The following is a 22189-nucleotide window of genomic DNA, read 5'->3' on the forward strand; positions in this document are numbered from 1 at the left end:
TCAACAAATTGAACTCCAGTATCCATAACCCAAATATCCGGTAAGGAGACGTCTTTCACAAAACTGTATGTTCGACTTAATAATCCTACAAAAATACCAGGTTGCTGTGTCATAACAAGGGCAGCAAAGGAGATGCCCACCACCATTGCCAGGTATTTTCCTTTGTCACCAAATAGCATTTGTAAGGCAATTATATACATAAGCAAAACTCTATAAATCTTTTAAACATTAGGCGTTGCAAGTGCTAAACAGTATTTTGTCGGGTTTAAGTTCCCTATACACTTTTCGTAAAAAGAGGTCTTTTTTCCCATTTTCTATTTAATTTAGGTTGAATTTCTAGCATGTTGCAAATGCCAAAACTTAGCATAATAGCCCCCTTTGATAAGAAGGGATCTATGGGTTCCTTCTTCAACGATCATCCCATTATTTAGGACAATAATTCGATCCATCTGTTGGAGTGTTGATAGCCGATGTGCAACAACCAATACGGTCTTATCTTTCATTAGATCTTTCAGACTTTCTTGAATATAGTGCTCAGTTTCAGAATCTAGAGCCGAGGTTGCTTCATCAAGAAGGAGAATCTTCGAATTCTTAAGAATAGATCTTGCAATTGCTAAACGTTGTCTTTGACCACCGGATAAAATTGATCCCCTTTCCCCAACAAGAGTTTGGAAACCTTTTGGGAACGAGTTTATAAATCCTTCAGCAAAGGATTTTCTGGCCGCATCTTTAATCGCTTCCTCTGAGGCATGTAAGTTACCATACTGGATGTTTTCAAGGATTGTTCGATGAAAAAGCATAGGGTCTTGTGGTATAAAAGTGATATTTTGATGAAGACTCTCTTGTGTTACACTTTTCACATCTTGACCATCAACTAATATATAACCATTATTTACATCCATTAGTCTTACGAGCAAATTTAATAGCGTCGTTTTTCCGCTACCTGATTGACCCACGATACCAACCTTCTCTTTGCCTGCAATCTTTAAGTTGATGTTTCGTAATATGGGATTTCCCTTATCTGAAGTAAAGGAAACGTCTCTAAATTCAATAGACCCCTTTTTAACGATTAAAGGTCGTGCGGTTGGGTTGTTTTTAATAGCATGGGGTACAACGATCGTATTTAAGGCTTGGGAACACTTCCCAAAATTTTCTACGAACTTCAGATAATGGTGCGTTATTTCCCAAACAATATCCAGAACAGACAGAGATAGTGTTAAAATGAGAGCAAAGTCCCCTAAGCTTATATTTCCCTTTTGGCGCTCGACGATAAGATAGTAAATTAAGATAACGATCAGGAAATTTGACATAATGTCCATGACTGCATTACGTTTAAGATCATTCCATCCCAGCTCTTCAGCTTTCTTGACTTTTTCTTGTGCGACGGATTCTAAAACTTTAATTTCGTAATTGCGACGCGCAAACAAACGAACGGCGAGTATGTTGGTGATGCTATCTATGAGCTTGCCGATGAGGGTGGTCGATTTTTCAGATAGTTCTTTGGACAGTATTTGAACACGTAATGATAGAAAAAAGCTGATGCCAACAAAAATACAAGCCCATATTATTAATATCAAAGCAAATTTTGGGCTTACGAATCCCATTGTCACCGTAATGATACAAATGGAAAATAAGGGAAAAATGAACTCATAAACAAACTCATTCAAAATCGTTTCTGAGGTATCGGCAATCATAGATATTTTACTAATAAGACTTCCGCCAAAATGATGCTGAAAGTAGGCCAGGGAGTGCTTCTGGACATACTTAGTCATCCGCATCACGATATTCTTGTTAAAATTGGGCATCATTTTTAACCATAAGTAGTCATGGAAGCGACTCATAAAATTCATAAAAACTCTTATGAGAATAAAAATAATCATGGGTGTTTTTAATTGATAAAACAGATTCTCATATTGTGTAGATGATTTTTCCAGGATATCCAAAACAACCTTCATAATATAAGGCTCTATGGTTCTAATTGCAGCCCACAAAATAGATATAAAGATAATGCCAAAAAAATGCCTAGAGTAAGGTCGTAAGAAGTGGATTATAAATTTTAATACACTATGAGGAAACTCTTTATTATCCATATTTTTATTTTTGTCTTGCTCCCTGATATTCTTTCCCTTTTTACAGTAAATTCGCCATCATAGATAGGTTAAAATGACTTCAAAATTAACACATCAAAAATAACTTAACGGCCACGAAGGAGCAGAGATTGCTGAACGTATGTCTAAGTGGTTGGGCGTTTAGGAGATCTCAGAAACCATGGAGAACATTCCCTATGGCGCGCACCAGATGAGTGATAGCGTCTCACTCGTTGTGCCTAAATAGTTTCAGAGAAGGCGGCAGACTCAAAATCTGTTATTCGAAAGGACGTAGAAGTTCGTTTCTTCCCGAGGGCACCACAGTTTTCTTGGTTTAACTGGTTTATTAAATCAACAAAACAATCTAGGTGAAATGTATGAATCAATTTTTCATCACCCTGAAATTCACCCTCTAGCTGACAAAATGAAAGATTTAGCCTCCCCTAATCGCCTGACACAACTTTCTTCGCTTTTCCTGCTTTCGCTGCAACCTTGGAACTCCCTGTCTTCTTTGGTGCTTCTACTTGTTCTTCTTTGTCCTTTGCTTTGGCTACAGTCTTTCTTGTTGTGGTTGCTTTCTCTTTTGCTGTTGCTTTGTCCTTGGCTTTGGCTACGGGCTTTTTTGTTGTGGTTGCTTTCTCTTTTGCTGTTGCCGCAGTTTTTTGCTTTACCATTTCCTTCACTTTAGGCTTTGGTTGTATTTCTTCTGAAATTTCTTCGTTCAAACTTTCATCTTCAACTGAAGCACTTTCTGTCTCGTCGTTTTCTTCTCCAGAATAGACTTCCCCTGATTCCTCATCATCTTTATGGGAAAAGCTGAGCATCTTTCTGACCGAAGAACTTGTTCTGATTTTCCCCCCCTTCGCTTGTATAGGAAGGATCTTTTCTTGCACAAATTTTTTCCGCTCCCCTGTAAATGGCGAATTGCCATTTTCACCCTCTAAAAAGATTTTTAAAGTTTCGGAGGAAAAATGAGTAAGCAAATGCTCAAGACTTAACAACACGGGCAAGTCAGAATAGGGGTCCCCTTCAACCAAGCGTCGGGCGACTTCATAATCAAGCAAGAGATTCAAACCATTGAGAAATTTTGCTAAGACTGTGGTGGTAATCTCAGCATCCTTTACGATTGGATTCCCATTTTTCTTTTGATCCTTGAGACGTTGTGCAATTGCGGGGTACAAATGTTTATGCCCCTCAAGAAACTTTAGAACGGCATCATATTTTTCACCTTTATTGCTGGAACATAAACCCAAGAGCGATCCGCTACCCTTTTGATTCTTTGTTGCGCCTCCATAGAGGGTGTAGGTAAAGTCTTCAATCTTGAAAGTTGTTGGATATTGGTCAGACAAATAGAACTTGCCCGTGTCAACCCAATAAGCTTTAACCCCTATCTTAGCGACTTTTGTATTTATGACTCTTTGCAAAAGATAAATGCGCGCACGGGAGGAAAGTCCAGTCAGGTCTAATTCTGATTTCTGTTTGGCTTTATAATTCTGTTCAAATTTTAAAACCAGGGCTTGAACATCATCGCCAAACACATCTCCCTTACTAAGGAATTTGTCAAGGACTCCCGTAATCTTATCATAATCAAACTGATCCTTCTTGGGCATCGCGGGCTTTGGGAGGGACCGCTCACGATGACTTAATCCTTTAGGCTTATCAGTTAAAGCCTCAACATTCTCATCATCGGAAATCTTCTTGGCCTTCATAATTTTACCACTTTTATGGGAAGATTTTTTGACAGCTGCTCTATTATTAATATTCTCTTCAGATGTCTCTTCTGATCCAAAAACGAAGGAAGTAAGGCCCATGAATAAAATGAGCCACGTAATGAATAATCTGGAATTTCTAATCTTTTTCATGGTAACTTTACCCCCTTAAATTGAACAGACCTATACATCTATCACATCTGAAATTGAAATGCACATGACTAAATGTCGCCGAAGAATCATGCTTCTCGATTCAGGTAAATGATAAGGCAGAAATGGCTTTTCTCTCCTTGAGGTCAATGGTAAGCTCAACTTGACTTTTGTAAAAGGAAATGGGAATGACACGTACTTCTAAAATAATCTTCAGTTTATTGCTGATTGCTCTTCTTAATTTTCAAGCCTATGGTGTCGACGGTCCGCTTGCTGAAGAGGAATCTTCACAATCGAGTCAACAAACTGAACCTGGAAAAAGAGAGAGGGATGTCCCAGAATTGAGAGCCTCCGAATCTCCAAGGGGAGTATCAGCAGATACTCCCGAGGTCTTTCAACCTTTCAAGAAGAAGCATCGGGATCGTCAGTTCAAAGCCTTGACAAGAAAGTCTCTCTTTTTAGAAGGAGAAGAAGCAGCCCGGTTAAGATGGGTGAGCACTTTAGACATATTTTTGGGCAGCAAAAAACCTGAAAAATACGTTAAAATATCCTCTAATATCCATGACAAACTGGCCTATCTTGGCAACTATCTAAGGGCTTTTGCAGAAGTATATCCCAAAAATGATATGTATCAATTTAAACGGAATGTTTTTGTTCCCCATGTCAGTTTTGTGGTCAAACGATCCTATGATGATGTTTGTGAAAAGGTGTTCGTTCCAGGATCATATGTAAACTTTGATGAGGAAAACTACCCAGAATCACCTATGGTTTTTTTTAGTGGAGGCAATTCAACGCCCTATGATGCTCTATATCAATACAATCTCCATCGCAAACACCATAATTATCCTAAGGATGTTCTCTTTGAATTACCCGTCATACGTGCCACTTCTGGTGAAGAAGTTGAGCGAAAGACAGGCAAGAAAATGGGCTCTGATACTCCATCAGGGTGCACTTATCACACAGAAGAAATGTTCTATAATATGCTCTTAGCCTATCCACAAGTTATTCTGGAGATTGCCAATAAGGTGTTACTTCCCATTGACCAGATTCTTCATGTGGTTTTTGACTCTTACTCCTTTTGGGATGTTTGCCGCCCTTGTCAAAAACGTTTCCGCACGGAATACTTTCAAGGTGTTCTCCATCAAAAATTAGAAGAGGTGTTTGCCCCCTCGGATTTTGCTATACCGGAAGAAGCTGGTCTTCTGCCCGTTTTTCGTGTGTCATCTTACAAACAATATCATGATGACAGTCTCGCAGACATGACAGAAGCTGGGGGAGGAAGCCAAGTTGAGGGGGGGTTTGATGCGAAGGTGATCAGCCAAACGCAAGTCGTTCTCTCGAGTCGAAAACAAACAGGCACATTTGATTATCCAACCATTTATCATAAAGTAAAAAACAGGAATGTAGTGGGAAAATAGGAACCGATCGCCATCCCTGTAGGTGTTGGTTTGAGTTTAAGCCCTTTGTGTTCAACCTCTCCTTTTCTATACATCCCGCAGAAGGGTGTTCAGGTCCAAGATCATGAGCACAAAAGTCGTCTTCAGCATCGAAGGCGCCGAGATTGCCGAGCATATGTCTAAATGGCTGGGCGTTCAAGAAGTCTCTGAGGCCATGGAGAACATTTCCTATGGCATGCACCAAATGCGTGACGGCGTTTCCCTGGTTGTGACTACATAGTTTCAGAGAGGCAGCAGACTCAAAATCTGCTATTCGAAAGGACGTGGGAGTTCGATTCTCCCCGAGGGCGCCAACAAAATCAACTGTTTGAGAGAATTTCGCCCGATTCCTCAAAAATTTCTAAAAAAATTGTCATCACATTGTCACCAACGTGAGAATATTTCAGATCTGTGAAATTTTTTAATACTGCTCCCCATTTTTGAATGTGCCGGTGCTTTGCTTACCCAGTCTCTTTAACAATTCCTAGATTCAAAAAAAAAGATTGACAGAAATAGACTGATCAGTCAATATGTGTTCGAATTGATTTCTTAATTAAAACATAATATAAATTAGTTTTTATAATTAAAAAATCATAATAATTATATAAAAAAGCACATAATAACTTGAAAATGTAAAAGATGATAAATACATACATGTTATACAAAACAACATTAACAACAATTTTATTAAATAGGCGTAAATAAATATGAAAATAACTTTAAATTCGAAAGTAGCAATGCTATCATTAGTACTTTGCTTGACAGCATCTTCTGCATTTACCATGCAAGATAGCGGAGGAGATTCTTCTGACCAAAGTTCGGTCTTCAACTTAAGATCATCTTCTCCCGTCCCTAAATGCGGTGAGAGAACAACCAGCTCCCCTTCCGGTGATCTTATTGTGGATGAACTGAGAGATGCATTTAAAGATTCGGTTTCTTTATCAATGTTTGCCCATAGTAATATAAAAGACCAGATACAAATCAATTTATCAAAACTTACAGGTCATAGTGACACTCGTCGCATATTACAGCTTGATGGGGGCGGTGTTCGAGGTTTGTTCTCAATCCTTGAGCTCTGTGTTTTGGAAGAAATCATTAACCTCCCTTCGGAAGCAAAATTTAAGTTATTAGCTCAAAAAGAAAAGAGAATTCAAGAATCGGGTAGAAAGGATGACCTAACACGCCTCTACATTAGAGACCTATTTGATGTTGGTACCGGAACCTCTACTGGATCCATTTTAACCGCGGGTTTGTTTTCTATGACGAACCTATCTGCTATCGAAGTTGCCCAACTTTATACACGATTCGGATGTAAGATTTTTGATGAACACAGGAGATTGGCACTCCCTGGCATTAATATTGGCTTAATTTCAGCAACTTATGGAAATGAGGGGCTCTCTCAATTGCTCGCAGATTACTTTTCCAATGCCACTTTACAAGATGTACACAAACCGATATACATCGTTGCCCTTAACGAAAGCAAGCAAGAAGCAGCTGTTTTCTCTACGAACAAAATGCATGGTGATCTAGATGAATTACATAAGACGCCCTTACGGGAAGCGGTGCTTGCATCTTCTTCTGCCCCTACATTTCTTCCAGGCATCAATGGGGTAACAAAAAATGGTCTTGCCTTTCTATCAGATGGTGGAACAGTAGCAAATAATTCGGCTCACCTAGTTTATAAAAAAGAAATAATAACGCATCAAAATCCGTATGAAATATATTCATTTGGTACAGGAACCACACCACCACCTGACGTACGTTCGGTAGATTCCGGAGCTCTTAGCGTTGCAAAGATTCTGGAAAACACATTGGTGGCTTCCGAAAAGTTAGCCTTTACGAATTGTGTTGATGAAATTAATGCAGTCAATTCTCAACTTCAATACTTTGTTCGAATTAACCCAAGACTTGATCCGGGCATGAACAAACTCGACGACACGAGTCAGGCTTATGTCCAGTATGCAATTCAAAAAGCGTTTAGTGTAACCCTTGGACCGGTCTTTGCTGATATGGTTGCTCGACTTGGTTTTTCAATCCCTGAAGCGCAGAGTCTGAAGATTATCCATTCTACGATCCAACACAAACTTGGGGCCCTATCTTCCGTTAAATATGATGGACTTTCGAAGAAGTATGAAAAAGAATTCGTTCTCAAAAAAGTTAAAGATCTCGATACACGATTCCTTCGATCACTTTACGTTATCGATCCGGCGACTCAAGAATTGAAACAGATGAGCAAAGTCGAAAATGAACAGTTTAAGGGCGATCTGATTAAAGCTGCCGAAGCAGATATCAAAGCTCATGGAGAAACATGGTCCGGAATGATTTGGAGCGCTGATGGAGAGTTTGTTAAGGAAATCATCCAAAGATCGGATGCTTTTCATGACTTAATGGAGAACGTTGAAAAATGTCCCATGGACCAATTTAGGTTGTTAATAGCTGACGAAAAGCAACCCTTGTTTACCAAGGAACAGGTTGCCAAATTAAATGACATGGCTTCAAAAGAAGCTCCGGGCTTAACAGCAAGGGTAAGAAGTGCAATCATAAATAATGTTCCACAACTCAACGCAACAAACGCTACGATCGGGATGTTAACTTTATTTAATCCATTAGCAGGTGCGGCAGCTGTGGTAGGAAAGGCTCTCAATCGTTCTTATAGTCAAACAAGTAGTTATGGTGAACAAAGCCCCCAAAATATAATGGCATTCAATATATTGCAGAAATTCATTGAGTGTTGTGAAACCGGACAGGAGTTCAACTATATGGCTTATAATAGTCCTTATATGAACCTCCCAAGTCTGATTTTCTGGACCAATTACCTAAGTGGCATAAAAGATCAACTTTCTCTCGCTGATATTAACAAATTCAGAGAAAATTTTACGCGCTACATAAACCATATATCAACTGAGCATTCTACTTCTTTGCGTTTCAATGCACTCTTGGAAGGTTTAGATTTATATATTGCTAAAAATCATTTTCCTGAAGAGATTTTGTGATCGAGTCGCCACTGCAAGAACATTTGAGTATCCAAGTATTTATCATCAGGTAAAAAACAGGAGTATAGTGGTAAAATAGGAACCGATAGCCACAACACAAAAGTCGTCTTCCGCATCGAAGCCGCCGAGCTTGGTGAAGGCGTGTCCAAATGGCTGGGCGTCCATAGAAGTCTCATAATATGGATAAATAGTTTACCATTGTTTTTCTTTTTTCTGGCTCAATGGGATTATCCAAAAAATCGATTTAGTTCAATTTGTTATGACGAAAAACATTAACATCTAGAATGAAAATTCTCAAGGGGCAAATTTTAATTTTTGGGGATTTTATGCTTGATGGAGTTGCTAAACTTACAGGCATACCTTAAGGTTCCAGTAGATTATCCGATTGCGAAAGTGAAATACAAGATTCATAAGCTGGAGGGAGTAGTTGATGGGCTTGTAGAGTACAGCTAAGCTGCACCTGTAGGTTGTTATTGAACAGGTATATACACCAATACTCTTGCATCATCCTTGACTTTAAAACTAATAATCGTTATTAATAGCAAAATTCAAAAAGAAATTTCAACAATAATGACCACTATTTATTTTAAAAAATCTAACGAGAGAAATGTGAAATGAATAATTATTTAAACTCAAAATACACCGCCACGGCCTTTATGTCTCTTCTTCTATGCTCCCATGTGCATGCAGCCGAGAAAGCTTCGACCCATACTGATGACATAGAGCTTTCAATTCCCGCTTTGAGAGTAAGCAAAGAAGAGAATGCGGTTATCGAACGCATCAAAGGGGAAATTGTCCGTAGCTTCCATGATCAAAGCATAGGTGCAGCCTGTATGGTGGTGAATGAAGCCATGAAACAGGCAGCCCATTTCAAGCAATTTAGTGTCTTTGACTTCTTGCTAAACAGTAGTGAGCTTCCCTACGGTGACCTAATAAAGCCTCGTCAAAGTGCGCTAGAACCATTGCTCTTAGACAATCTCGAAGGTGATGATTTGACCATTGCAGAAAAAATCTTATCCTACATGGCAAAAGAAAAACTAACGATACAATTCTCTCTAACTGATTTATTTAAAAAGGCCAAAGCTTCCAATAACAAGCTTCTTGAATGCATTCTTGTAAATGCTTTGCGTAACCAATTGGTCATAAATGACGAGGATCTAAATCAGCTCTTCTCTCATGCCAGTACGAATAATATTGGAGATCTGGCATATTGCCTCCTTACATCGCCTACCTTAGTTGAACGCATTAGAGGTACTCTGTTTAATCATCTGGTAGCTACGGTTGATAGAGGACACGACGGTATCGTAGCTCTCATGCTTGATGTGGCAGATAATTCTAATAATGGGGGTTTTTATGGGTGGCCCATCAATAATGCATTTTGCAAAGCAATAGAAATAGAAAACATTTCTCTGACCAATAGGTTTCTGAACCGTGCCGATAAAACAGTGAGACCAGAACAACAGACAGTTGACCAAATGTTTGAGAGTGTTGTTTGTCAAAACAAAATTGGTCTTGCAAAGGTCTTTCTTCTAGAAGGTGAAACCCGGCTGAAGCCCTCACAAGATGCCATAGAATCAGGACTTGGGGACATTATCGCTCATTCTGATAAGTCAGAGATGATAGAATTGTTACTCACTTGCCTCGTTAGCAGCCAAGAGCCTTTAACTTGGTCCATGGTAGATCTCTTTCTAAAAGCAAGAGAGGCGGGGAATAAAGGTGCCGTTAATATGCTCGTAGCTGCTGTCAAATCTGGCATAAAAATGAATGAAAAACATTTGGGCCAGCTCGTAGTAGATGCTTGTGAGAATGACGATGCCAATTTGCTTGAAATACTCATTCATCCAGATCGAGTTCAAAGGCCAACAACTAAGGCCATCAATAAAGCGTTTTTAAGAACACTTACAATGATTTCACTTTATTCTACCCATTTGGATGTCCTTCAACTTTTGATAAAATGTTGTGGAGGTCAGTTGCAAGCAAATCAGAATAAGATGGCTTGGGCTTTAGATCGTGCAATAGGAAATAAATATATAGGATTTGTGAAACTCATATTAGAGTGTCCCCACCCTGTATTAAAGCTGGATCGCGACGAATTCTGTAGGGCTTGCCAAACAGCTCTTCACAGCGATGATGAGGATATACAAGCCCTCTTCCTCAACCCAGCGCCTGCACAACGGCAAGCCACCGTGGAAGACATGGATGCATTATTATATCATGTTGTAAATATTGAGGAACGAAGCAATGCCAATCAGAGGGCTGTGAGCCTTCTTCTCAATCGTACAGAAGCACAAGTCCGCCCCTCCCAAGAGAGGGTTGACAGCTGCTTTGGAGCCCAAGTCAACGAGCCCAATTTGGCAAATGTACGTACCTTTATGAATACAAGACCAGAACACCTAAGACCAAGTGGTACACAATTAGTAAGTAGTTTGAATAGCGCGATTAACAGTGATAATAGGCGTATCATTCAACTCATTCTAGATCGTCTTATTGAGGAAAGGCAAAACCCAGCATTTTCTGAGCGCATCATCGAGGCATATCGAATGGGTATGGAATTAGGTAGCCGGGAGACAGTGGAAAGACTTGAGCCATTGGTGTCAGAAGAGATCCGCAGGCAAGCCCGAGAAGAATTTGCCCTATATAATAATTTTCTTGTGGAAAATGTACCACACGCCAGGCGGGGTCTCGCCTTTGAAGTCCATGAATATGCAGATGCACCCGTAAGGACCTCACCCACTCAAATGCATGCTTCCATGAAGTTGAATGACGCTATTTTTCAAAACATGAAGGATCGCTGCAAGGCCAGAGCTGTTACATTGCTCGCCTACCCTGCCGTTGCTCTCGCAATCGAAAAAGCCATTGACCAGTTCTATCCACTCGTTGCTGAAGAAGGACGCCCCTGCTACACGAAAGAATTTGTTGAGAAAGCCAAGAAGGCGGCATTTTCAAAACTTGCGAGTGATCAAGACTTTGAGGAGAGTCTTTGCCTAACAGTCACCTTCATTCAGAACTTCTGTCCTGACTGCATGGAGATGTGGATTCATGGCTTTATTAACGAGTCCATTACGGCATATACGAGCTCCGAAGACGGCACAAGCTGTGGTAGAGGCATTCGAGAACGTGTGGCTACAGGCTTGAGAAATGTAGACAAAGAATTGGACGCCTTATTCATGCAGGTCGAAGGTCCTAAATTAGTCCAGACTTTCCTAAACCAATGGAACCCAGCCGGTAAAGCCAGAGAAACTGCAAGAGTCCTTATGCTTCATGGCCTAACGCTCGAGCACACAGCAGAACAAGCCGTGGGTATCTTTGAAGCTATGTTGGAGAGAATTTGCACAGGAAATAATGTCGCTCCGGAAGCTATAGAAGATTATGAGGAGCTGAAGGAAATTATTTCTGGTGGCATTGTGCATTACTATGAAGCCATCAAAGCCGGTATGAGGGAGATCATGAAAGAAAAGGAAGATAGTAAGAAAAAGGAATAGGACTCGGATAGAGAACATTTCCTATGGCGTGCACTAGATGCGTGATGGCGTCTTCCTCAATGACCAGCGTAAGGAAAAGCTCATCCTTTGCCCCGATCGCCTCATGAAACTGCCTGACTTACAGGGATACCCTCAAAGCTCTGGGGACTACACGATTGCGAAGGTGGTATTTAAGATTCATAAATTGGCAAGTGTGGCTGAAGGGTTTGTGAAGAGAGGCTGTACAAGAAATTATCAGATCTAGACAAAGGGATGCAGTTTAAGTAGGCTAATCTTGTTTAATTAAGGTTTATGAGTTCAGAAGCTGAAAAAATACCAAGCGGTTTGAAGGAGCAAGACATGGAATACTTAAATATGTTCAAGAATGTCTATTCAAAACAGTATCTATGGAAATATATCCCTCATACGATAGCTATTTTCCTCTTTAATGTCCTATTAACATCATATCAAGTTTCAGCCATAGATGCTGCTGGGAGGGCTCCTCTAGAAGCGGATCGCTCCGCTTTCATAGTAGAGGTTCCTTTCTATTGTCCACCCCTGAAGATTCAGGATGCTGCGGAATTAATCAAGCAGGAGCCTGAGCGGGTTAAAAAAAAATTAGGGAAGCGTCCAAAGAAGAGTGAAACCCATAACCAGCTTGTTTTTATGGAAACGGATTTCATGCCTGGTCATGAACCCTACAGAATTGCGGAAGATGAATTTAGGGGGTTTCTGAGGCTTTATACGCAACAGACAGAAACCCCTAACACACTAGTTGACATTCTTGAAAATCCTAGAGCTCATGAGCATGCTAAGCCCATGAAGAAAACGACGGATGAAGTCTTACAGGCAGCCTTAGAAAGTGAAACAATTCATGTAAACAAGTTCGTAAACCTCTTTCGTTCAGAAGCTTTCGGCGAATCCGCTGAAGAATCCAAAAGCCGTTTTGATCAATCAATGAAAATGGTACTTCTCTTAAATCGTTATAAATCCGTTAGTTCGACCCTTAATAAATCACTGAAGCGGTTTAATGGTGAGCTCGATAAGGATAAAAATATAGTTTTACTGAGAGGGTTCTGGGAACCAAAATGGCAAAAGAAAGTGAATGGACGTTGGTATGATGTGCCCCTTAAAGAAGTTCGGCATTTCTTTTTGGAATATTTGCGTCGTAATAAAGAGAAAGCCTTGGAATTTCTCATTGAAAACGAGGGTGGAGATCTTAATGGTGTGCCAAAAGGCAGACTCAAAGGTATATTTCCTACAGGAAAAAGTAAGATAACATTTAATACCCATGTACCTTATCAAGAACTCCGAGAAGCCATTCGGGTACACCCATCGAAATTAGCAATGGCAAAAGCGCTAAGAGAGAAGAATCAGGGTTCTACACTCTATGAAGGAGTTCATGATAGTGACCTTGTGGGACTGAGAGTTGTTTCAGGTGGTTCTTCTCTTTCGACTGCAGGTACTGGCTTATATAGCCATTATGAAAACGGGATTAGGACAAATAATTATCCTGACCTTATAACAACAGGATACTGTGCAGCTTGGGATGAACGTTTTAAAGAGAGAGGCTCGGACTACTTTTCAGCAGTCTCTATAGCAATTGAGGAGGATCGTTATGTGCGCGCAGCTCTATCTCAAGTTGACTCCCGGCTTGCCTACTATTCAGAGCCAAATATATTAATTAAAGTGCCATCTGATGAGTTAATGATGCCGTATTCATTTTTAGAGAGTCCAGGACAATGGTCTCTTGATTCAAATTCATATTCTTTCGGAAAATATAGTCCTCACGAAAGTTTAAATATTTTGAGAAGACTCTACGCAAGGGCTAACGGTCGACCTAAAATTGTGTTAGATCCATCCCACCCTGTTATGATGAGATTACCTGACCGTATGCTGGTTAATAAACATACAGGGACTCCCTTTAAAGTTGGGCATTATGATGAACAAACATCAAAAATTGTACCTGTTAATGAAAATGATGGTTATAACTTTTTAAAAATCTCAGAGAATGTCTCTCAATCACCGCTTAGCTTTAGGGATTATTCTATCGTTGCTTATACACAACTTGGTTTGGTGGGTGGTACATATTATATTACAAGTTCACAGTTTCCTCATTTGGCTCCAACCAAAATTATTCGACCAAATAGTGTTTTTACTTCTCTGTTGAGTACTATATTCAATAGTTACGATCCAATTGAATTAATTGAAGGCTTGCATGGATTGAAACAGACATTTCAAATAACGGATGAGTTTCTGTCAACGATGCAGGGGCGGGTTTATTACGTCTGCGATCAATATGAGAGACTTACTCAATTCTTACCGTTAAAATTTGCAAGCGTGAGTGATGGAAACGTGAATGCTAATCTAGAACAACTTAATAAATTATCAAGCAAAAGCCAGCAATTGGAAGGTTTAGAGGCCATATTTAATCCGGTCTTTAGAACAAGCCAGTTAGAAAGGCCTATGACGACTTTAATTGAAGCCGCTAAGGCCATGGGGAGGGCACGTAACCATCATATTAAACTCTGGTATAGTCCTGTGAGTTTACCAATCGTAAAAATCGAACCAAAGGAAGAGCCCCAACAGAAACTTGATACGGCATTTAAATCGGAAACTCAGACTTTGGTAACGTATAGCGAAGTAAATTATCAAATTCTACTAGGTAGCTTAAAAGCAAAATTTCCTCTTAAGACGATCGTTCAATGGGCAGGGTATAGCCAATCTAATGCGGGCCGTGATTTTAAGGCCATGCAAACTCATAGAAACAAGAAGGGATTATGGGAAAAGCTTGTTAAGGCTTTAAATGATGGGCAATATTCAATTGAGGAATTTCTCAAATCCAGCGCTCGAGCATAGGTATCTACCCTGGGATAATGCCACCACAAGATATTAGTAAGAAAGTATGACGATCTGTTCGTAAACCATTAAGCATGCACATGCTCTCGCTAACGCTTCCTTCCACCAGGTTGACTACTGAAGGAAATTCCAAATGTTTGGGGTATCCAACGGGGCTATGGAGAACATCTTCTATGGCGCTCACCATATCTGTTATGGCGTCTCCTTCAATAATCAACGGTGTGCAAAACCAACCATCCACCTCGATCGCCTCATGAAACTGCCTGACTTACAGGGATACCCTCAAAAGAGCTGTAAAAATTCACTTTGCCTTTACAAACAGCTTCAAAAGCTCGATGCCTTGCGGCGGATCTTTTTCTTTCTCTATAAACAGTAAAACACCGGATGCTTTATCAGAGGGGATGAGAGCGTCAAGTTCTGCTTTTGGAACTTCGAAGAAGGTCATCAATGTGTTGAGTGCACTTACAAATGTGTAAATTTCAGTTGTTTTCAGCAAATTTAGATATTCAGCTTTGATTCTAGGTAAAAGAAGACTATAAATTTGTGGGTGCTCTTTCATTTCGGATAGGTGCATGGTTGTCTCCACGGGGGAGCTGCCAGGAACCATTTGTGCATCTTGATTTGCTTTTTTTATTACCTGCCCTTGCGTTAGGATGCGTCCAAGCTTGATGAGTGTTTTGACATCATTCTCGCTTAAAGGGGGACCGGGAGGATAACAGGTTGGTGGATAACTCATAATCAACGTGTCATTGACTAATTTAAGGCCAAAGCCTGCCTTATAATAGGTCGCAATGAGAATTGAATGGTTCAAGGTACTTGACGTTGTCAACGAATATTGGGCATAAATCCCTCGAAAAGTGGTTTTAACCATACCATTCGCATCCAGCCCTTCAGGTTGCTTTTGAAACTCAAGGGGCTTAAAGAAAAACTTATTACCAATCATTGGTTTAACCAGACCGTCAAGAATGAGAGTCAAAGCATCCACTAAAAGACCTTTTCCGCGATTCTCCGACTTCAAATGTGCGTCTACTTTTAAAAGACCCTCAAGGGTATCGCTTCCATAGATAAAGCGTGAAAATGCGAGACGACCAATAGTAAACCGATAAGGCAAATCAGATATTCGATAGTTTCTAAAATAGATGGGCAGTTCAAATTCCTTGGCATCGTTCTTCGATTTTGCGAGCGCGAGAGCTTCCTCTCTTGTTTCGCCACAGATGGCTGAAATGCCCTCCTTCGCGGCATCGACATAAAGATCCCTCAGTAGGTTCTTTTCCGTTGTGCAATCACGAACTTGCTCTAAACTGACTTTCTCACCCTCAATAATCCTAATTTCTTCTAATGTAAGCTTATGTTTTTTGGTGCTTTCATGAAAAGTTACGTTAACATTTTTCTTGGGTGAAGGTGATCTTTTCAGGGCGGAGCGTGTTGGTGACGCTTCCTTTTCTGGCGACACTTTTGCACGCTTTTGGGTAGGCTCCATTGTTAGAACAGGCTCATCTCCTGTCAAATCTATGAACTCATACATTTTTTTTTCCGCTGTATGTGTCTCATGACAGCAGGCCAATAGGAACAGAAATGCGACCACAGTTCTCATGATTTTCGAGTCTTTCTAAGATTTGTTGGGTACAACAGAGTTATATCAAAAAATTGGGGCCAACACAAAGAGATAGCTATTTGATCATGAAATATAAATATAGTAAAATTCACCCAGTCCACAAAGGATCGGAAGGAGCAACTTTGAAAATTAAAAAGAAATGGCTATCAATTTCTGTTAGGGCCACCTTCGTATTCAGCTTGTTTTTGGTGCAAACTTCTTCGGTTTATGGTGAGTCCGAGAAGGAAGACCCAAATCCATATGTTAGGCGTGTTGTGTTAGAAGATAACACCATATACTTACGAGCTTTGGCGCGGGAAGCGCTTGTCGAAGCAAATATTGCCTGGCATCAGGCTTGGATTGATAAAGCGGAGGCTTTAGAAGCTAAACATCTCCTTGATGTCGCTTTCCGCTTGGGAGATCAAGAAGCCGTGATGAGATTGATCCATGTTTGGTCAGATAACATTTATGGCTATCACGTTAATGAGAGAATGACGAATGAATCGAGTATGTTGAACGATATTTTGGTCAACCTTGGTCACCCCAAGGCGGTCAGGAGAGCTGTTTATGGATACTCTTATCAGTTATTTGGGTACGAGCTTAATCCCGCACGGGCGAAGCAATTGATTGATATGCATGCAAGAAATGGAAAGGAATGGGCTATTAAGCTCATGCTCATAGGTTGGGCTCACGGTGTCTATGGGATTGAAAAAGCTCAAGAGAAAGCGTTGACATGGAATAATGAACGAATCGGCAGAGGTGATAAAGAGGCTCTGAAAAGAAAGGTCGATGATCTTGGTCTACCCAATAATGATTATGGATACGGTTTTAACCCAACAGAAGCAAACCGACTTGTTAGAGTACATGCAGAGCGTCAAGAAATATGGGCCCTTAAAAGGATGGCGATTGGTTACAGCACTGGCACTTATGGGTTTAAAATTAATCATAAAATGGCCAGCAGAATAAATGAAAAACTCCTAAAAATAGGATATATGGGCGCGAGGAAGCGAGCCGTGATTGGGTATATTTGGGGCTGCAATGGCTATGTCCAGGATGTTGACTTAGGTTACGAACTTGCCAGACGATGGTCCATTTATGATTTTGACCAAGGTAGATATTTTAAAGCATATTATAATGCGTCTACTGGATGAGGCTTACCGTATTATTCTTTGGTGAATTCACCTCCAAGCTGACAGGACGTGACGCCAAGGGCGGACAGCGGTCGGGGAGATTGCCCTCATTGAGCCAAGAAGGATAGTCATCCTTGTTAAGCACAAAAGGCATTCTGTTATGGACAGGCGTGACAGATGCTTCTGCTGCCTTCGTGATGAGTGTGAAACTCAAGATATTTTCTGCTTCCTCATCGAAATAGTTCCAAATACCTGCAAAAGCAAATAATGGCTCATTCTTTTGATAAAAATAATAGGGTTGTTTGGGGGTTGTTTTTTGGTCCCATTCGTAAAAACCACTCGCGGGGATCAAGCATCGCCTCCGTTGAAATGCGCCTTTAAAAAAGGCATTCTCACTAATCGTTTCAAGACGCGCATTAATGGGTCGCGGGCCATCTTTAACGTTTTTTGCCCAGGTGGCAATGAACCCCCATTGCATCATCGATAGTTCTTTTTCTCTTTGATTATCAAAATGAATAACGGGCACGGATTGTGAAGGGGCGATATTATAAGATTCAAACTTAAAGTCACCAGGCTTGATGATCCCAAATACTTGAGCCAAAGTATCAGATGTTAAATCAAGGGTGAAACGACCGCACAAAACACCTCTCCATGATAATGGGGAATCAACTTTCCAATACTCATGGTAGGGGCAACTGGTTAACAAAGGGTGAAGGCGGTTTTCAGCGTCTTTGTCAAATTCGTGTTTATTAGAAAGGGAAATCAGACTAAGATCATATACCAGAGGAGCCAAAGAACCTCCAAGAAAATAGATGAAAGCATTCACCCTGATGACAGATGAGGACAAAGAGCCACCAGCTCTTGATTTAAATGAAAATTTTCTGCAGGCGCTAGAGCTGATGGAACGTACACAGCTCAATTTGTTTATTACAGGACGGGCGGGTACGGGTAAATCGACACTCCTTAATTATTTTAAAGAAAAGACGCAAAAAAACATCGCGGTTCTTGCGCCCACAGGCGTTGCAGCGTTGAATGTGCAAGGGCAAACGATCCATTCTTTTTTCAAGTTCAAACCAACAGTGACCCTGGGGGCGGTCCGACGACTCTCCAAGGAAAAGGATCGGGAGATTTACGCAAACCTCGACGCCATTGTGATTGATGAAATATCCATGGTTCGAGCAGATTTGATTGATTGCGTCGATCGTTTTTTGCGTCTCAATGGTAAGAACCCTGAACTGCCCTTTGGGGGACTTCAAATGATTTTTATTGGGGACTTATTCCAACTTCCCCCCGTTGTGACGTCTGATGAGAAAGAAGTATTTGAGGCACACTACCCGAGTCCTTATTTTTTTAGTGCCAATTTTTTTGAGACTTTTTGTATGGAGTTGATTGAACTCGATAAAATTTATCGGCAAAAAGACGACAAGTTCATTCATTTGCTGAACGCCATTCGAAATCAAACATTTACAAGAGCTGATATCGATCTCCTGAACACGCGGGTTGATGAAGACTTCGAACCGCCAGAGGAAGACTATTTCGTTTATTTGACGCCCTATACGGCCAATGCCCAATCTCTCAATGAAGAGAAGCTTTCAAAATTGCCTGGCAGGCTCCATCAATTTCAAGCTGATATTGAGGGTGATTTTAAGAAGGACTGCTTCCCAACGCTCCCCGTCCTCAACATCCGCCCCCATTCTCAAGTTATGATGGTCAACAATGATCCCAGAGGTCGATGGGTCAACGGAACCATGGGGAAGGTGGTCTCCATTGAAGAGAGGGACAACAAAGAATCCGTGGTCGTGAAGTTGGAGACCGGGAAAAAAGTATGGATTGCTCCGAATAAGTGGGAAATATCGCAATTTTTCCTTGAAGAGGGACAGATCAAGACAAAGGTGGTTGGTTCTTTTACGCAGTATCCCCTTGCACTTGCTTGGGCGCTCACCATTCACAAAAGTCAGGGCAAGACCTTTGAGAAGGTCGTCTTTGATATTGGCAGAGGGGCCTTCACGCCAGGCCAAGTTTATGTGGCTTTAAGTCGCTGTACGACTCTTGAGGGGCTCATTTTAAAGAAGCCTATTCAACAGAACCACATGTGGATGAACAAGGAAGTTGGCAGGTTCTTAATTCAATTAGAAGCTCAAAAATCAGAGGAGAAACATCCCCTGACGAGTAAGGTTGCGCGTATCGAGGAAGCGATCAAATCAAAGACACCGATAACCATGACTTACCGAAAGGCTGATGATCAAAAAGTAACGATCAACGTAACGCCCTTGCACATGGGCGAAATGACTTATCAGGGCCAGTCGTATTTAGGATTTGAGGGAAGTTTCCAAGAGTCTCATGGAAATGATAAAAGAGTGTTTCGGGTGGATCGGATCGTTGATCTAGACATGACACCACGGATTTCATAAGTCTCCACAATTGTTAGGGGTGTACAGAATTAATGAGGACTAACAATGAATAAATTATTGATTCGACCGTATGGTCAAAGCGACATTGAGTCTATTATTAACATCTTGGAAAAGGTCGGTTGGGCTGATCAGTACATTAAGGGGCAAAAGAAGGCAATTGGTAAATTACTTGAAGATGAAGAAGGCGAGGTATGGGTTGCTGTCCTCTCAAATCAGATTGTTGGATATATCCAAGCTCAACATCACAAGTGGAATCTTCTGAGCAACCTGCACGGCCTTGTTGTATCAGTTGACCATCGAAGGCAAGGCATTGCACGAAAGCTAGTTGAGCATGTTGAAAATGCGAGCCAGTTGAGGGGAAATCGAGGAATCTACTTAGATACGCCCATCATCAATGAGGACGGCAGATCCTTCTATAAGGCTCTGGGGTATAAGGAAAGCTATATAATGCCAGAGTATTATGAGCCGGGACTCGATGGCATTACCTATCTCAAATTATTTAATTAGCGCTTCAAGTTTACATAAAAAAGCGGGAAGATTTCTCTTCCCGCTTTTTTTTTCTTAGGCAGTAAGAAAGACTATTTTCCAGCCTGCTTGTTTATTTCTGCACGTCGTGCGACGGCAGCTGTTACCTTTGAGGACAAGCCTTTAACGGCGAAGAGCCACAACACGCAGACAATCGCAAAGATGCCAAACGCGTAAGGCGCCGTAACGGAAACAATGTTGGCTCCGCTGGTAATGGCACCTGCTGCCAAAACCATTTGAAGGTTGCTTTGTACGAAGGCGCCTCCGGCTTTTCCAGCTCGACCACCAATGACGTCCACAGCTGCTTTACCTTTGGTTTTTAATTCATCATCCAAAGGAATATAAGCCATTTCTTTCGTTGAATCGAAAAGGATATACTTGATGCCTTTTGACAGGATGACGATTCCAGCACCCAAGAAGCTTGCAGCAGCTACAGGAGTGGTTGCCATAGCGAGGAGGATGAAATCAACCCATTCTTTGGCAAAGATGAAAGCAAAGAAGATAACGCCTCCCAGGGTAATGACAAGTGGCGTGATCACGGCTGCCGTAAACCAGCTAACGCGGCGCAAAATGTTAGATCCGAGGAAGAGTCCGAACACAATTGTGAAGATACCCGTAATCGTGGAGAAGTTCCCCATGAATGCGTTGTATCCACCTTTGTCGCCGCCAAAGAAGAGACCCAATTGGTTCTTCCATTGGACTTCGATCAAGTTAATAGTTACCCCATAAGCCATGATGAGAAGCGCGATTAAACCCAGCTCCGGTGAGCGAAGAATGAGTTTAATACTCTCGACAAGGGATGGTTTTTCCTTTTTCTTCTTCGGGACACCAGCTTCTTCTGGATCAAAGTAACGCGCGTCAGTTAGAACAGACGTGTGCATCCAGCGATAGCAAAGCATCGCAAAAGTTCCGAATACAAGGACGGATCCCATCAAGAGATAGATGGACATTTGCCAAGCTTCTTCAGGTGTTGCATAAAACGCTTTGATGTCTTCTGAACAATATCTAACGAGCTGACCTGACAGGATGAGGGCCACGTTCGCAACAACTCCAAACAATCCGTAAAACCGTTTTGATTCCCGCATACGAACGACGTGGTTGGCAAACTGCCAGAACATCAAGGCGATCATGGCACTGCCCCAAATCTCAGACAAGACGTAGAAAAGGGAGAATGACCAATAGGCGTAGATATCAATAAACCCAATTAAGGCCGGATAAGATAGTTTTAAGGCAGAGATGGATTCTGGACTTGGGTGTAAGGCTTCAAGATTTGGGTAAATAATGAAGGCAAAGGCCCCGAAGAATATTAAGAATGGCATCACAACTGCATAAAACACATTTTCGCGACTCAATACGTTGGTTAACTTCGCGTAGAAGATAACGAACAAAATTGCAGCAGGGGTCACACAGTACAGTTTCAAAAATGAAATGGCACCTGCACCAGCAGAGTTCACGACGATGGTATCTTTTGTATCACGCAAGAGTGTGTAGTTGAACAGGATACAAAACATAATAAAAGCAAGGGGGAGGAACTTTTTCAGTTCATGGTTGTGAATAGGCCAAAGGGCGGCACGCCATCCGGTGAATTCGGGTTGTGTTGTTGAAGTTGCACTCATCTTTAAAATAATCCTTCTTTGTTAACACGAGTCATAAAAAATTGTTGAACCGACTTGTTTTCTAAAAAACAAAGAAAAAACCACCCAGACTAACCTATGATTATTCAGTGATTTTTTTTATTAGAAAAACACGTCTTGGCAAGCGCCAAAACGACTTGTTCAATATACTGTATTTCTTGGTCCTTGGTCTATCATAAAAAACAGCTGGGTTGCAAGAT

The 22189-nt window shown here is 41.1% G+C and carries 16 protein-coding genes; 9 read left to right on the forward strand and 7 right to left on the reverse strand.

Annotated features, from left to right (window positions below; translation table 11 throughout):
* The 3 genes from K2Y18_01545 to K2Y18_01555 all read right to left on the reverse strand — a co-directional run.
* Nucleotides 1–200 (reverse strand): ABC transporter permease (locus tag K2Y18_01545; GenBank protein MBX9804418.1); only part of this gene is annotated, 200 nt, incomplete at its 3' end.
* 123 nt (nt 201–323) lie between these two features.
* The gene (locus K2Y18_01550) at nt 324–2090 is read right to left on the reverse strand and encodes an ABC transporter ATP-binding protein/permease (GenBank protein MBX9804419.1); all 1767 of its coding nucleotides are present in this window, start codon (nt 2088–2090) and stop codon (nt 324–326) included.
* Between the two features lie 440 nt (nt 2091–2530).
* The gene (locus K2Y18_01555; GenBank protein ID MBX9804420.1) at nt 2531–3949 is read right to left on the reverse strand and encodes a hypothetical protein; all 1419 of its coding nucleotides are present in this window, start codon (nt 3947–3949) and stop codon (nt 2531–2533) included.
* Between the two features lie 185 nt (nt 3950–4134).
* Here K2Y18_01555 and K2Y18_01560 point away from each other — a divergent pair, with 185 nt between their 5' ends.
* The 6 genes from K2Y18_01560 to K2Y18_01585 all read left to right on the forward strand — a co-directional run bounded on the left by K2Y18_01560 (nt 4135) and on the right by K2Y18_01585 (nt 14695).
* Nucleotides 4135–5364: a hypothetical protein gene (locus K2Y18_01560; protein ID MBX9804421.1), complete on the forward strand. Its 1230-nt coding sequence runs from the start codon at nt 4135–4137 to the stop codon at nt 5362–5364.
* Nucleotides 5365–5467: 103 nt separating this feature from the next.
* Entirely contained in the window at nt 5468–5623 is a 156-nt protein-coding gene (locus K2Y18_01565) for a type IV secretion system DNA-binding domain-containing protein (GenBank protein ID MBX9804422.1), read from the forward strand.
* Nucleotides 5624–6089: 466 nt separating this feature from the next.
* Nucleotides 6090–8375 carry a patatin-like phospholipase family protein gene (locus K2Y18_01570; GenBank protein MBX9804423.1) on the forward strand — a complete coding sequence of 762 codons (2286 nt, stop codon included), beginning with the start codon at nt 6090–6092 and terminating at the stop codon, nt 8373–8375.
* Between the two features lie 614 nt (nt 8376–8989).
* The gene (locus tag K2Y18_01575; GenBank protein ID MBX9804424.1) at nt 8990–11857 is read left to right on the forward strand and encodes a hypothetical protein; all 2868 of its coding nucleotides are present in this window, start codon (nt 8990–8992) and stop codon (nt 11855–11857) included.
* Nucleotides 11858–11894: 37 nt separating this feature from the next.
* On the forward strand, nt 11895–12101 hold the full coding sequence (locus K2Y18_01580; GenBank protein ID MBX9804425.1) for a hypothetical protein: 207 nt from the start codon (nt 11895–11897) through the stop codon (nt 12099–12101).
* A gap of 95 nt (nt 12102–12196) precedes the next feature.
* Entirely contained in the window at nt 12197–14695 is a 2499-nt protein-coding gene (locus K2Y18_01585) for a hypothetical protein (protein MBX9804426.1), read from the forward strand.
* 4 nt (nt 14696–14699) lie between these two features.
* On the opposite strand, the gene K2Y18_01590 is transcribed toward K2Y18_01585, so the two are convergent.
* Both K2Y18_01590 and K2Y18_01595 read right to left on the reverse strand, forming a co-directional pair.
* Nucleotides 14700–14936, reverse strand: a complete 237-nt coding sequence (locus K2Y18_01590) for a hypothetical protein (GenBank protein ID MBX9804427.1) — start codon at nt 14934–14936, stop codon at nt 14700–14702.
* A gap of 60 nt (nt 14937–14996) precedes the next feature.
* Nucleotides 14997–16289, reverse strand: a complete 1293-nt coding sequence (locus K2Y18_01595) for a hypothetical protein (GenBank protein ID MBX9804428.1) — start codon at nt 16287–16289, stop codon at nt 14997–14999.
* 143 nt (nt 16290–16432) lie between these two features.
* Between K2Y18_01595 and K2Y18_01600 the strand changes: the two genes are divergently transcribed.
* Complete coding sequence (locus tag K2Y18_01600; GenBank protein MBX9804429.1) at nt 16433–17440, forward strand: hypothetical protein; 1008 nt, start codon at nt 16433–16435, stop codon at nt 17438–17440.
* On the opposite strand, the gene K2Y18_01605 is transcribed toward K2Y18_01600, so the two are convergent.
* The gene (locus tag K2Y18_01605) at nt 17430–18212 is read right to left on the reverse strand and encodes an SOS response-associated peptidase (GenBank protein ID MBX9804430.1); all 783 of its coding nucleotides are present in this window, start codon (nt 18210–18212) and stop codon (nt 17430–17432) included. The two genes, K2Y18_01600 and K2Y18_01605, sit on opposite strands and share 11 nt — an antisense overlap.
* A 37-nt stretch (nt 18213–18249) precedes the next feature.
* Between K2Y18_01605 and K2Y18_01610 the strand changes: the two genes are divergently transcribed.
* Nucleotides 18250–19830: an AAA family ATPase gene (locus K2Y18_01610; GenBank protein ID MBX9804431.1), complete on the forward strand. Its 1581-nt coding sequence runs from the start codon at nt 18250–18252 to the stop codon at nt 19828–19830.
* A 45-nt stretch (nt 19831–19875) separates the two neighbouring features.
* The gene (locus K2Y18_01615; protein MBX9804432.1) at nt 19876–20337 is read left to right on the forward strand and encodes a GNAT family N-acetyltransferase; all 462 of its coding nucleotides are present in this window, start codon (nt 19876–19878) and stop codon (nt 20335–20337) included.
* Nucleotides 20338–20408: 71 nt separating this feature from the next.
* Here K2Y18_01615 and K2Y18_01620 read toward each other — a convergent pair whose 3' ends face one another.
* On the reverse strand, nt 20409–21971 hold the full coding sequence (locus tag K2Y18_01620) for an NTP/NDP exchange transporter (GenBank protein MBX9804433.1): 1563 nt from the start codon (nt 21969–21971) through the stop codon (nt 20409–20411).
* Between the last annotated feature and the right edge of the window lie 218 nt (nt 21972–22189).

This window comes from Alphaproteobacteria bacterium, from assembly GCA_019746225.1.
GTDB lineage: Bacteria > Pseudomonadota > Alphaproteobacteria > Paracaedibacterales > VGCI01 > VGCI01.